Source organism: Streptomyces ochraceiscleroticus (genome assembly GCF_000720485.1).
Lineage (GTDB): Bacteria > Actinomycetota > Actinomycetes > Streptomycetales > Streptomycetaceae > Streptomyces > Streptomyces ochraceiscleroticus.
In genome coordinates this window covers 1-12459 of the sequence record NZ_JOAX01000041.1, presented here as the reverse complement: position 1 = coordinate 12459, position 12459 = coordinate 1, and the positions used below count along the sequence as shown (strand labels likewise).

Here is a 12459-nt window from a genome sequence, read left to right as displayed (position 1 = left end):
ACGGCCTGCCGGTCACCCGGCAGGCCGTCGCGTCACTCGTCGTGGTCGCCGTGGAACCGCCGCCGTACCGACAGCAGCTCCACTTCGGGACGTGCGGCGACCAGTCGCTCGCAGCGGTCCAGTACGTCTGTGAGGTGCCCCGCGTCGCCGGAGACCGCCGCCAGGCCGATCGTGACCCGGCGGTAGAGGTCCTGTTCGCCGACCTCCGCCACGCTGACCGCGTACTTGCGGTGCAGTTCGGCGACGATCGGGCGGACGACGGAGCGCTTCTCCTTCAGCGAGCGTACGTCGCCGAGGAGGAGGTCGAAGGACAGCGTCCCTACGTACATGCAGTCCGGGTAAGCCACCCGTGGGGCCTGAGGTGTCGCGGTCACTGGCACCGTACACGCAACGGCCGGGGCCGATCGACGGAAATTCCTCCCGCCGACCGGCCCCGGGTCGAGTGATGCAGATCAGCCGCGCGGCTTCTCGCGCATCTCGTACGTCGCGATGACGTCGTCGACCTTGATGTCGTTGAAGTTGCCGAGGTTGATACCGCCCTCGAACCCTTCGCGGATCTCGGTGACGTCGTCCTTGAAGCGGCGCAGACCCTCGATGTTGAGGTTCTCCGCGATGACCTTGCCGTCGCGGACCAGGCGGGCCTTGGTGTTGCGCTTGACCTCGCCGGACCGGATGAGGACACCGGCGATGTTGCCCAGCTTGGACGACTTGAAGACCTCGCGGATCTCCGCCGTGCCGAGCTCGACCTCCTCGTACTCCGGCTTCAGCATGCCCTTCAGGGCCGCCTCGATCTCCTCGATCGCCTGGTAGATGACCGAGTAGTACCGGACGTCGACGCCCTCGCGCTCGGCCATCTGCGTCGCGCGGCCTTCGGCGCGGACGTTGAAGCCGATGACGATCGCGTCGGAGCCGGACGCCAGGTTGATGTCGGACTCGGTGACCGCACCCACGCCGCGGTGCAGCACGCGGATGTCGACCTCCTCGCCCACGTCGAGCTGGAGCAGCGAGCTCTCCAGGGCCTCGACCGAACCGGACGCGTCGCCCTTGATGATGAGGTTGAGCTGCTGGACCTCGCCGGCCTTGAGCACCTTGTCCAGGTCCTCGAGGGACACCCGACGGGTGCGCTTGGCGAAGGCGGCGTTGCGCTCGCGCGCCGCGCGCTTCTCGGCGATCTGACGGGCGGTGCGGTCCTCGTCGACAACCAGGAAGTTGTCGCCGGCGCCCGGCACGTTGGTCAGACCCAGCACCAGGACGGGGGTCGAGGGACCCGCTTCCTGGACGTTGTTGCCCTTGTCGTCCAGCATCGCGCGGACTCGGCCGTACGCGTCGCCGACGACCATCGTCTCGCCGACCCGCAGGGTGCCGCGCTGGACCAGCACGGTCGCCACGGCACCGCGGCCGCGGTCGAGGTGGGCCTCGATCGCAATACCCTGCGCGTCCTGCTCGGCGTTGGCCCGCAGGTCGAGCGAGGCGTCCGCGGTGAGGACCACGGCCTCCAGCAGGCTGTCGATGTTCTCGCCCTGCTTGGCGGAGATGTCGACGAACATGGTGTCGCCGCCGTACTCCTCGGCCACCAGACCGAACTCGGTGAGCTGACCGCGCACCTTGGTCGGGTCGGCGCCCTCGACGTCGATCTTGTTGACCGCGACGACGATCGGCACCTCGGCCGCCTTGGCGTGGTTCAGCGCCTCGATGGTCTGCGGCATCACACCGTCGTTGGCCGCCACCACGAGGATCGCGATGTCGGTCGACTTCGCACCACGGGCACGCATGGCGGTGAACGCCTCGTGACCCGGGGTGTCGATGAAGGTGAGGCGACGCTCTTCGTCGTTGACCTCGGTCGCGACCTGGTACGCACCGATGTGCTGCGTGATGCCGCCGGCCTCGCCCGCGATGACGTTCGTCTTGCGGATCGCGTCCAGCAGTCGGGTCTTACCGTGGTCGACGTGACCCATGACGGTCACGACCGGCGGACGGGAGACGAGCATTTCCTCGCCGCCCTCGTTCTCGCCGAACTCGATGTCGAAGGACTCGAGAAGCTCGCGGTCCTCCTCCTCCGGGCTGACGATCTCGACGACGTAGTTCATCTCGTCGGCGAGGAGCTGCAGCGTCTCGTCGGACACGGACTGGGTCGCGGTGACCATCTCACCCAGGTTCAGCATGACCTGGACGAGCGACGCCGGGTTGGCGTTGATCTTCTCCGCGAAGTCCGTCAGCGAGGCACCGCGCGACAGGCGAACCGTCGCACCGTTGCCGCGCGGCAGCATGATGCCGCCGACCGACGGGGCCTGCATGGCCTCGTACTCCTGACGCCTCTGCCGCTTCGACTTGCGACCGCGACGCGCGGGACCGCCGGGACGGCCGAAGGCGCCCTGCGTGCCACCACGGCCACCGGGACCGCCGGGACGGCCACCGAAGCCGGGACGGCCGCCGAAGCCGCCGCCACCGGGACGGCCCGGAGCGCCGCCGCCACCACCGGGACGGCCGGCGAAGCCGCCGCCACCGCCACCGGGACGACCGGCGAAGCCGCCGCCGCCACCCGGACGACCGCCGCCACCCGGACGACCGCCGCCGCCGGGACCACGGCCACCGCCGGGGCCACCGCCGGGACGCGGGCCGGCAGCCGGACGCTGCGGCATCATGCCCGGGTTCGGACGGGCGCCGCCGCCGGGACGGGGACCGCCCTGGCCTGCGCCGCCGCCCTGCGGACGAGGCATACCGCCGGGAGTCGGACGGTTACCACCGGGAGCCTGGGGACGGGGACCGCCCTGGCCGGCACCCTGCGGGCGCGGGGCGCCGCCGGGGCCACCCTGACCGCCGGGGCGCGGCGCGCCACCGGGACGGGGAGCCTGCGGACGGGCCATGCCCGTGGAGCCGCCGGAGGTGAAGGGGTTGTTGCCCGGACGCGGACCCTGGGGGCGGTTGCCACCGGGGCGCGGAGCACCCTGGCGGTCGCCGCCGGGACGCGGGCCACGGTCGCCGCGGCCCTGGCCGCGGTCCTGACGCTCCTGGCCGGGGCCGGGACGGCCCGGACGCGGGCCGGGGGCGGCACCGCCGGGCTTGGGAGCCTGCGGCGCGGCCGGCGGAGCCTGGAACTCGGGCTGCGCGGGCGCGGCCGGAGCGGGCTTGGGAGCCGGCTTCGGGCCGGGCGTGGGACGCGGGCCCGGAGCGGGCGCCGCGGGAGAGGAGGGGGTGCTGCTCTTCGGCGCCTCGGGGGCGGCCGGAGCCGCGGGGCCCGGCTTGGGGGCACCCGGCTTCGGAGCAGCAGGACGGGCCGCCTGCGCCGGGGACGGCGCGGACGGCTTGGCGGGCGCAGACTTGCGCGGCGCCGAGGGCTTGCCGGCGGCACGGCCGTTGCCGTTGCCTGCCTGGAAAGCGTCGGTCAGCTTGCGAACAACCGGCGCCTCGATCGTCGAGGACGCCGAACGGACGAATTCACCAAGTTCTTGGAGCTTGGCCATGACGACCTTGCTCTCAACGCCGAACTCCTTGGCGAGTTCGTATACCCGGACCTTAGCCACTTCGCTCCTTCTAGGTCCGGGTTGTCCACCGGACCGTCGCTACTTCATGGGCGTACTCATCGCGTACTCATCGAGTGCTCATCGCAATCTCGACCTACTTCCGACTCGCGAGGTACCTGACCGCACGGTTTTCCGTGCGACGTGCTGTCTTACGGTGTTGCCTGCTCGACGTACTGGCGCAAGGCCGTGGTGTCGAGCGGTCCCGGTCCTCTGAAGGCCCTGGGGAACGCCCGGCGGCGGACCGCCAGGTCGAAACAGACCAGTGTGGGGTGCACGTAAGCACCCCGGCCGGGCAGCGTACCGCGAGGATCGGGGGTGCACTCACCATCGATCACCACGATGCGCAGCAAATCGCCCTTGGCCGCTCGCTCCCGGCATCCCACACAGGATCGCTCAGGGCATGCGCGGGCATGCGTCCGGCCAGACACTGCTTAAGTCTACCTCCCCGTAGCGGCCTCACCCCTATGGGGTAAGGACCGAACGGCTGCTCATATTCCTTCGTGGCTGACAATCGACGCCGGCGGCACCGGGCCGCCGGCGTCCGGAAGTCAGTCCCGCGGGTCCGGGGCCTCGGTGTCCGGGCGGATGTCGATGCGCCAGCCGGTGAGCCGCGCGGCGAGCCGGGCGTTCTGCCCTTCCTTGCCGATGGCCAGTGACAGCTGGTAATCGGGGACGGTGACCCGCGCGGAGCGCGCGGCCAGGTCCACGATCTCGACCTTGGAGACACGGGCCGGTGACAGCGCGTGCGCGACCAGGTCCGCCGGGTCGTCCGACCAGTCGACGATGTCGATCTTCTCGCCGTTCAGCTCGGCCATGACGTTGCGGACACGGCCGCCCATCGGACCGATGCAGGCACCCTTGGCATTCAGCCCCGACCTGGTCGAACGCACCGCGATCTTCGTGCGGTGACCGGCCTCACGGGCGATGGCGGAGATCTCCACCGAGCCGTCCGCGATCTCCGGGACCTCCAGCGCGAAGAGCTTCTTCACCAGGTTCGGGTGGGTGCGCGAGAGGGTGACCGACGGGCCGCGGACGCCCTTGACGACGCGGACGACGTACGAGCGCAGCCGCGTGCCGTGCTTGTAGTCCTCGCCGGGGACCTGCTCCTGCACCGGCAGGATGGCCTCCAGCTTGCCGATGTCGACCAGGACGTTCTTGGGGTCCTTGCCCTGCTGGACCACGCCGGTGACGACGTCGCCCTCGCGCCCGGCGTACTCGCCGAAGGTCACGTCCTCCTCGGCGTCCCGCAGCCGCTGCAGGATGACCTGCTTGGCGGTGGTCGCCGCGATCCGGCCGAAACCCGACGGTGTGTCGTCGAACTCGCGGGCCTCCTGGCCCTCCTCGAGGTCGGCCGGGTCCTCCTTCGCCCACACGGTCACATGGCCCGTGTTGCGGTCCAGCTGCACGCGCGCGTGGCGGCGGCTGCCCTCGGTGCGGTGGTACGCGATGAGGAGGGCCGACTCGATGGCCTCCACCAGCAGGTCGAAGGAGATTTCCTTCTCCCGCACCAAACCCCGCAGGGCGCTCATGTCGATGTCCACGGCTACGCCTCCTCCTGGCTCTCGTCGTCGGTGTCGCCCGCGGCGGGAGCCGGAGCGGTCTTGCGGTTGAACTCGATCTCCACGCGCGCCTTGGCGATCTCGCTGAAGGCGACCCGGCGGGCGGTGGGCTTGCGCCCCTTCACGCCCGGCACTTCGAGGTCCAGGCCCTCGTCGTCGACGGCGATGATCCGGGCGACCAGCTCCCCGGCCCCCGCCTCGTCGGTCAGCTGGGCCTTGATCAGGCGGCCGGTGGCGCGGCAGTAGTGCCGCGGCTCGGTCAGCGGGCGGTCGGCGCCGGGAGAGGTGACTTCCAGGGTGTACGCGACGTCACCCATGGCGTCCGCGTCGTCCAGGGCCTGCGAGATCTCGCGGCTGAGTGCGGCGCACTCGTCCAGCTGGACGCCGTCGTCGGAGTCCACCACGATCCTCAGCACACGCCGCTTGCCTGCGGGCGTCACCTCGATCTCTTCCAGATCCAGGTCTCGCGCGGCGACCAGCGGTTCAAGCAGTCCGCGCAGCCTCTCGCTCTGGGTGGTGCTCATCCGGGTGACTCCTCGGCCGCGTGTGCTGTTGTGGGATGGTCGCGTGTCTGGCCAAAGCCTATCTGTTCCGGCGGGGTACTGACGATTCCGTGCGCCGCCGCGGTTACGCTCGCCTGCGATGATCACCGGATCACCACCGCAGCCCCCGGGAAAGAGGACAGTGCCGCAGCCTGGAACGCACACGAGGAGAAGCATCCTGCTGACCGGCGCCGCGCTCGGAAGCGCGGCGCTGCTCACCGGCTGCTCCGAGCAGTCCGACGCGTCCGACGACATGGACAGCGCAGCCGGACGGTCCCTGCTCGAAAAGGGTTCACAGGACAGCGGCGCACTGCTGGCCCGGTACGACGCGACGCTGACCGCCCACCCGGCACTGGAGAAGCAACTGCGCCCGCTGCGGGACCAAGTCGCCGTCCACATCTCGGCGTTCGAGGCGCCGGACGCCACCGGCACCCCGTCCCGCACGCCCTCCGCGACCGCGTCGCCGTCCCGCACGCCGGGGAAACGGCCGCGCGCCCCGAAGGTGCCGGGCAGCGCGCGGCAGGCACTCACCGTGCTGGCCGACGCCGAGCGCGACACCGCCGACCGGCGCACCGCGGCCCTCGTCGGCGCCCCGCCCGAGGTCGCCCGGCTGCTCGCCTCGGTCGCGGCGGCCGGCGCCGCACACGCCTACGTACTCGACTCGCACGGCACGGACGGCGGGACGGACGAGAAGGACGGGAAGAACGCCTGATGCCGGCGGAGAAGCACGAGAACACCGAGCGGGCCGCCGAACTGAAGGCCCTGCAGAACGCGCTGGCCGCCGAGCACGCCGCACTCTACGGCTACGGCGTGGTGGGCGCGCGCGTCGGCGACGGACGGCGCGCGGAGGCGCAGGACGGCTACGACGCCCATCGTGCGCGCCGGGACGAGCTGAGCCGCCGGGTGGTGGCGCTCGGCGGCAAACCGAAGGCCGCGGCGGCTGCGTACGCGCTGCCCTTCCCCGTGCCCGACGCGGCCGCCGCCGTACGGCTCGCGGCCGAACTGGAGGACCGGGTGGCCGGGGCGTACGCGGACCTCGTACGCGCCTCTTCGGGTGCCCGGCGGCGCACGGCGGCCGGATCGCTCCGGGAGGCAGCGGTCCGTGCGGTGCGCTGGCGCGGCAGCGGCGTAGCCTTCCCTGGGCTCGCCGAACGGACCACGGCCGGCGGCCCGTCGCCCACCGCGACCGGATCCGCCGACGCGCTCTGAGCGCGCGGCGGCCACCGGCCCGGACGGCCGCAGGCCCCGCCGGCCACCCCGGCACCGCCGACGAAAGGGACAGCTCCAGCATGGCAACGGCACCCATCGAACCGCCGAGACGATTGGTGCGCGCGATCGGCGACGACCCCGCGAGCCCCGCGCGCGCCTGGCTGGACACACTGCCGGACCGCGTCGCGGAGCGGCTGGCGGCCTGGGAACTCACCCCGGAACGGGTGCACGAGCCCGGCGGCCGCGCCAGCCTCCTCGTCCTCGTCACACAGCGGGACGGCACGCCGGCCGCGCTGAAGTTCCCGCTCCCGGAGCAGCCGGGCGCGGAGGCCGAGGCGGCGGCACTGACGCGCTGGGACGGCTGGGGCGCGGTACGGCTGCTGCGCGCCGACCCGGACAACGGCGCGCTCCTGCTGGAGCGCCTCCGCAGCTCCGTGTCGCTGCGCTCGCTCCCCGAGGCAAAGGCGCTCCTGGAAGCGGCGGGCACGGTCCGCCGCCTCTGGGTCTCTCCCCCGGAGCAGCACCCCTTCGAGACGCTGGCCGCCCGCACGGAGGCCGCCGTGGCGGCGCTGCGGGCCGGGGCCGCCACGGTCCCCTCGGCCGCCCCGCTGGTCGACGAGGCCACGGAGCTGCGCCGCGCACTGCCCGCCGACGCACCCGAAGAAGTACTCCTGCACGGCGCGTTCCGTCAGGGCAAGGTACTGGCCGGCCACCGCACACCGTGGCTCGCGGTCGGGCCGCGACCGGTCATCGGCGAACGCGCGTACGACCTCGTCGGGCTGGTCCTGGACCGCATGGAAGACCTGGCGGCCGGCACGGGCGCCGCGGCCGCGGCCCGCCGCCGGGTCGCCAAACTCGCCGACTCCCTGGACGTCGACCGCGATCGCTTGCGCGGGTGGGTGCTGGTGGGGGCAGTGGAGGGGGGCCTCCGGGCGCTGGCGGCGGGCGACCGGCCCCGGGGGGAACTGCTGCTGGAGTTCGGGACCTGGCTGTAGAGCCGAGGACGTACATCCGCCAGAACAAGCCCGTCCGGCGTTTGAGGACGAGCGGCCGCCAGGCCGAGATACACGGGCCGAGGGGACGCTCCCGCACCTCACGGCGCGGGCCGCCCCCTCGGAAAGTCGCGCTACGCGCTCAGGCGCGCAACCGCTTCCTCGACCGTCAGCTCTTCGCGCTCACCCGTCCGCCGGTCCTTGACCTCGACGACGCCCTCGGCGGCACGGCGGCCGGCGACGACGATCGTCGGGACGCCGAGCAGCTCCGCGTCGGTGAACTTCACGCCCGGGGAGACCCCGGCCCGGTCGTCGACGAGCACGCGCAGCCCCGCCGCGCCCAGCTTCTCGCCGACCTCCAGCGCCAGCTCCGTCTGCTTGGCCTTGCCCGCCGCGACGACGTGCACGTCCGCCGGGGCGACCTCGCGCGGCCAGCACAGACCGGACTCGTCGTGGGTCTGCTCGGCGAGCGCCGCCACCGCGCGGGAGACGCCGATGCCGTACGAACCCATCGTGACCCGGACCGGCTTGCCGTTCTGGCCGAGCACGTCCAGCTCGAACGCGTCGGCGTACTTGCGGCCGAGCTGGAAGATGTGGCCGATCTCGATGGCCCGGTCGATGACCAGCCCGGCACCGCACTTGGGGCAGGGGTCGCCCGGCTCGACGACGACCACGTCGAGGTAGTCGTCCACCTCGAAGTCGCGGCCCGCGACGACGTTGCGCGCGTGCTTGCCGTCCTTGTTGGCGCCGGTGATCCAGGACGTACCGGGTGCCACGCGCGGGTCGGCGATGTACTTGAACGCCTTGCCGGCCAGGCCCTGCGGGCCGATGTAACCGCGCACCAGGTCCTCGCGGCCGACGAAGTCCTCGGCGGTGACGACCTCGACGACGGCCGGCGCCAGGTGCTCGCCGAGCTTGCCCAGGTCGACCTCGCGGTCACCGGGGACGCCCACCGCGACGATCTCGCCGTCCACCTTGACCAGGAGGTTCTTCAGCGTGGCGGAGGCCGGGACGCCCAGGTACTCGGCCAGCGTCTCGATGGTCGGGGTGTCGGGGGTGTCCAGCTCCTCGATCTCCCCGACGCCGGCCGCGTCCACCGGCGCGACCTTGACGGTCACGGCCTCCGTGTTGGCCGCGTAGTCGCACTGCGGGCAGTCGACGAAGGTGTCCTCACCGGCCGCCGCGGGGGCGAGGAACTCCTCGGACGCGGAGCCGCCCATCGCGCCGGAAACGGCCGAAACGATGCGGTAGTCCAGGCCGAGGCGCTGGAAGATCTTCTGGTACGCCGCGCGGTGCAGCGCGTAGGACTCGGCCAGACCCTCGTCGGTGGTGTCGAAGCTGTACGAGTCCTTCATCTGGAACTCGCGGCCGCGCAGCACGCCGGAGCGGGGCCGCGCCTCGTCCCGGTACTTCGTCTGGATCTGGTACAGCATGACCGGCAGGTCCTTGTAGGACGTGCACTGGTCCTTGACCGTGAGGGTGAAGATCTCCTCGTGGGTGGGGCCGAGGAGGTAGTCGGCGCCCTTGCGGTCCTGCAGGCGGAAGAGCAGGTCGCCGTACTCCTCCCAGCGGTTGCTCGCCTCGTACGGCTCCTTGGGGAGCAGCGCGGGGAGCAGGACCTCCTGGGCGCCGATGGCGTCCATCTCCTCGCGCACCACGCGCGAGACGTTCTCCAGCACCTTCTTGCCCAGCGGCAGCCAGGTCCAGATGCCGGCGGAGGTGCGGCGGACGTACCCGGCGCGGACGAGCAGCTTGTGGCTGGCGGTCTCGGCGTCGGCCGGGTCGTCGCGCAGCGTCTTGATCATCAATCGGGACATGCGCTGGACCTGGGCCATGGTGATTCTCCTGCGTAAGAAAGGGTTCTGGGGCGAGGTTATCGGGCCGGGCATCGCGCACGGAAATGCGTATCGCGCGCTTGTGACGCAACGTAGTCGGGTAACCCCCAACCAGGGGGTCCGGGGCGTTCGAATCGCCCCGTAGGCGCGCCTCGTCAGCGGGCCAGTGGCAGCGGCGCGCCCATCACGGCGTACGGCGCGGGCGCGCTCGGGAAGATCACGCGGCGGGCGAGGTCCTGGTAGCCGAGCGAGCGGTACAGCGCGCGGGCCGGGCTCTCGGTGTCGATCGCGGACAGGATGCTGCGCGGGTACGGCGCCTCGTCGGTGATCCGCGTGATCAGCGCCCGCCCGATGCCGCGCTTCTGGTACGCGGGGTGGACGTGCAGCTCGGTGATGACGAAGGAGTCGTCCAGCCAGAAGTCCAGGCCGGTGCTGCGCAGATACGGCTCGACGACGCTGGACCACCAGTGGGAGCGGTCGTTGGGCAGGCCGTACACGAAGCCGGCCAGCCGCCCCTCGGGCGTGGTGGCGCCCAGGGCGCGGGCCCCGGGGGTGGTGAGGTGGCGCAGCACGATGTGGCGCCGTACGCCGATCTCGTCGTCGGTCAGGCCGAACGCGAGCGCCTGTACGGCCAGCGCGTCGTCCACGCGGGCAGCGAGGTCGAGCGGGCCGACCGCGACGTCATCCATGGTCGGGAGCGTACACAGCGCGGGCGGTGAACACGATCGGTCCGGACAGCGGGGCCGGGAGTGGCCGGAGGGGTCCGCGATGGCCGGAACGTGACGGTGCCGCTGACCGGCGGCTCCGGTCAGAACAGCACGCTCATGAACGCGCCGACCTCTTCGAAGCCGACCCGGCGGTAGGCGGCCCGCGCCGCGGTGTTGAAGTCGTTCACGTACAGGCTGACGATGGGCGCGACGTCGGCGAGGGCGTAGCGCAGTACGGCCGCCATGCCGGTCTCGGACAGGCCCTTGCCGCGGTACTCGGGCGCGACCCAGACGCCCTGGATCTGGCAGGCGCGCAGGGTGGCGGCGCCGATCTCGGCCTTGAAGACGACCCGGCCGTTCTCCACCCGGGCGAAGGAGCGGCCCGCGCCGACCAGTTCGGCGACCCTGGCCTGGTAGAGCAGCCCGCCGTCGCCGGCCAGCGGCGAGATGCCGACCTCCTCGGTGAACATGGCCACGCACGCGGGCATGATCAGGTCCATCTCGTCCTTGCGGATGCGCCGGACGTACGGGTCGGGGGCGACCTCGGCGGCGGGCCGGGTGGTGACCATCAGCGGCTGGTGCGCGCGAACCTCGCGGGCGGGCCCCCAGGAGGGCTCCAGCAGCGACCACAGCTCGGCGGTGGGGGCGGCGGGGCCGACGATGGAGGAGCAGCGGCGGCCCTGGCGGCGGGCGCGCTCGGCGAAGGCGCGTACGGCGTCGGGGGTGGCGCAGACGGGGACGAGATTGGCTCCCGCGTAGCAGAGGGATTCCAGCCGGCCGTTCTCGTACCAGCCCCACATCTCGCCGCCGAGTCGCCAGGGGTCGAGCCCGGCGACCTGTACCCGGGCGGCGACGAAGGCGTTGGCGACCGGGTCGCGGTCGAGGACCGCGAGGGCGTCGTCGAGTTCCCCGGGCTCCAGGACCTTGGTGGTGGTCGTCAGCACGTGTCGGATTGCCTCACCGTGACGGGGCCGGGGCCGTAAGAGAGCAGGTCCAGGCACGATACCTCGCGTTCACGCGATGCGCCCCCTGCCCGGCTCGGAGAGGGGGGCAGGGGGCGCATCCTGTGTGCTGCGGTGGCCCGGAAGGGCGGCCGCTGCGGTTGTCCACAGGGGGTGCGTCGCATGTGGCGTGGTTGTCCACAGGGGGCGCGGCGGGGCGGGGGTGGGGGCTAGCTTCGGGGGGAGTGCGGTGGAGGTGGGGGAGGGGCCTCGCGCCGGGTGGTGGGGAGAGGGAGGGGCCCTCTCACCGGGACCGTTCACGACACAGCCCATGACCGCGACCCGCAGCGGCACCTCCATGCCGTCCAGCCCCGCGGTGACCTCCTCGGCCAGCTTGTACACATCCACCTGCGCCCGCCCGCACGACGGGCACGAGACGATCTCCAGCCGCCGCTGCCGCAGGTTCAGCGACTCCAGAATGGAGATACCGACCTTGATCTCCTCCGCCGGCGGCGCGGAGAGGGAGACACGGATGGTGTCGCCGATGCCCTCCGACAGCAGCGCACCGAAAGCGACGGCCGACTTGATCGTGCCCTGGAAGGCCGGACCGGCCTCGGTCACGCCCAGGTGCAGCGGGTAGTCGCACTGCGCGGCCAGCTGCCGGTAGGCATTGACCATGACGACCGGGTCGTTGTGCTTCACCGAGATCTTGATGTCCCGGAAGCCGTGCTCCTCAAAGAGGGACGCCTCCCACAGCGCCGACTCCACCAGCGCCTCAGGAGTCGCCTTGCCGTACTTCTGCAGCAGGCGGCGGTCCAGCGACCCGGCGTTCACGCCGATCCGGATCGGGGTGCCCGCGTCGGAGGCCGCCTTGGCGATCTCCTTGACCTTGTCGTCGAACTGCTTGATGTTGCCCGGATTCACCCGCACCGCCGCACAGCCCGCATCGATCGCCGCGAACACGTACTTCGGCTGGAAGTGAATATCCGCGATCACCGGGATCCCCGACTTCTTCGCGATCACCGGCAGCGCGTCCGCGTCATCCTGCGTCGGGCACGCCACCCGCACGATCTGGCAGCCGGACGCCGTCAGCTCCGCGATCTGCTGCAGCGTCGCCCCAATGTCCGCCGTACGCGTCGTCGTCATCGACTGC

At 72.0% G+C, this 12459-nt stretch carries 12 protein-coding genes; 3 read left to right on the top strand and 9 right to left on the bottom strand.

What is annotated here, in order from left to right; all coding sequences use genetic code 11:
• Positions 1 to 32: 32 nt before the first annotated feature.
• From IG84_RS0134515 to rimP, 5 genes are all read right to left on the bottom strand, one after another.
• Positions 33 to 329, bottom strand: coding sequence for a DUF503 domain-containing protein (locus IG84_RS0134515; protein ID WP_030266404.1), 297 nt, complete (start codon positions 327 to 329; stop codon positions 33 to 35).
• Between the two features lie 123 nt (positions 330 to 452).
• Positions 453 to 3521 (bottom strand): translation initiation factor IF-2, encoded by a 3069-nt coding sequence (gene infB, locus IG84_RS40300; protein ID WP_078649790.1) that lies wholly within the window; start codon positions 3519 to 3521, stop codon positions 453 to 455.
• Positions 3522 to 3670: 149 nt separating this feature from the next.
• Positions 3671 to 3949, bottom strand: a complete 279-nt coding sequence (locus IG84_RS40295) for a YlxR family protein (protein ID WP_078601110.1) — start codon at positions 3947 to 3949, stop codon at positions 3671 to 3673.
• A gap of 120 nt (positions 3950 to 4069) precedes the next feature.
• Complete coding sequence (gene nusA, locus IG84_RS0134505) at positions 4070 to 5062, bottom strand: transcription termination factor NusA (protein WP_030266413.1); 993 nt, start codon at positions 5060 to 5062, stop codon at positions 4070 to 4072.
• A gap of 2 nt (positions 5063 to 5064) precedes the next feature.
• Positions 5065 to 5604, bottom strand: coding sequence for a ribosome maturation factor RimP (rimP, locus tag IG84_RS0134500; RefSeq protein ID WP_031066457.1), 540 nt, complete (start codon positions 5602 to 5604; stop codon positions 5065 to 5067).
• A gap of 118 nt (positions 5605 to 5722) precedes the next feature.
• On the opposite strand from rimP, the gene IG84_RS0134495 reads away from it, so the two are divergent.
• The 3 genes from IG84_RS0134495 to IG84_RS0134485 all read left to right on the top strand — a co-directional run bounded on the left by IG84_RS0134495 (position 5723) and on the right by IG84_RS0134485 (position 7826).
• Complete coding sequence (locus IG84_RS0134495; protein ID WP_382467315.1) at positions 5723 to 6334, top strand: hypothetical protein; 612 nt, start codon at positions 5723 to 5725, stop codon at positions 6332 to 6334.
• On the top strand, positions 6334 to 6831 hold the full coding sequence (locus IG84_RS0134490; RefSeq protein WP_031066453.1) for a ferritin-like domain-containing protein: 498 nt from the start codon (positions 6334 to 6336) through the stop codon (positions 6829 to 6831). The genes IG84_RS0134495 and IG84_RS0134490 overlap by 1 nt, the downstream gene beginning before the upstream one ends.
• An 80-nt stretch (positions 6832 to 6911) precedes the next feature.
• Entirely contained in the window at positions 6912 to 7826 is a 915-nt protein-coding gene (locus IG84_RS0134485) for an aminoglycoside phosphotransferase family protein (RefSeq protein WP_031066452.1), read from the top strand.
• Between the two features lie 131 nt (positions 7827 to 7957).
• Here IG84_RS0134485 and IG84_RS0134480 read toward each other — a convergent pair whose 3' ends face one another.
• The 4 genes from IG84_RS0134480 to ispG form a co-directional block, all read right to left on the bottom strand.
• Positions 7958 to 9658, bottom strand: a complete 1701-nt coding sequence (locus IG84_RS0134480; protein ID WP_031066449.1) for a proline--tRNA ligase — start codon at positions 9656 to 9658, stop codon at positions 7958 to 7960.
• 155 nt (positions 9659 to 9813) lie between these two features.
• On the bottom strand, positions 9814 to 10347 hold the full coding sequence (locus IG84_RS0134475; protein WP_031066447.1) for a GNAT family N-acetyltransferase: 534 nt from the start codon (positions 10345 to 10347) through the stop codon (positions 9814 to 9816).
• A 119-nt stretch (positions 10348 to 10466) separates the two neighbouring features.
• Positions 10467 to 11309 (bottom strand): GNAT family N-acetyltransferase, encoded by an 843-nt coding sequence (locus tag IG84_RS0134470; protein ID WP_031066445.1) that lies wholly within the window; start codon positions 11307 to 11309, stop codon positions 10467 to 10469.
• Between the two features lie 69 nt (positions 11310 to 11378).
• A partial coding sequence (gene ispG / locus IG84_RS0134465; RefSeq protein ID WP_245659706.1) for a flavodoxin-dependent (E)-4-hydroxy-3-methylbut-2-enyl-diphosphate synthase occupies positions 11379 to 12459 on the bottom strand: 1081 nt, incomplete at its 5' end.

What these genes read in the sequence shown, in the direction of transcription:
- IG84_RS0134515 (WP_030266404.1), bottom strand. Translation starts at nt 329, where the DNA reads ATGTACGTAGGGACGCTGTCCTTCGACCTCCTCCTCGGCGACGTACGC.
- rimP (WP_031066457.1), bottom strand. Translation starts at nt 5,604, where the DNA reads ATGAGCACCACCCAGAGCGAGAGGCTGCGCGGACTGCTTGAACCGCTG.
- IG84_RS0134495 (WP_382467315.1), top strand. Translation starts at nt 5,723, where the DNA reads ATGATCACCGGATCACCACCGCAGCCCCCGGGAAAGAGGACAGTGCCG.
- IG84_RS0134490 (WP_031066453.1), top strand. Translation starts at nt 6,334, where the DNA reads ATGCCGGCGGAGAAGCACGAGAACACCGAGCGGGCCGCCGAACTGAAG.
- IG84_RS0134485 (WP_031066452.1), top strand. Translation starts at nt 6,912, where the DNA reads ATGGCAACGGCACCCATCGAACCGCCGAGACGATTGGTGCGCGCGATC.
- IG84_RS0134480 (WP_031066449.1), bottom strand. Translation starts at nt 9,658, where the DNA reads ATGGCCCAGGTCCAGCGCATGTCCCGATTGATGATCAAGACGCTGCGC.
- IG84_RS0134475 (WP_031066447.1), bottom strand. Translation starts at nt 10,347, where the DNA reads ATGGATGACGTCGCGGTCGGCCCGCTCGACCTCGCTGCCCGCGTGGAC.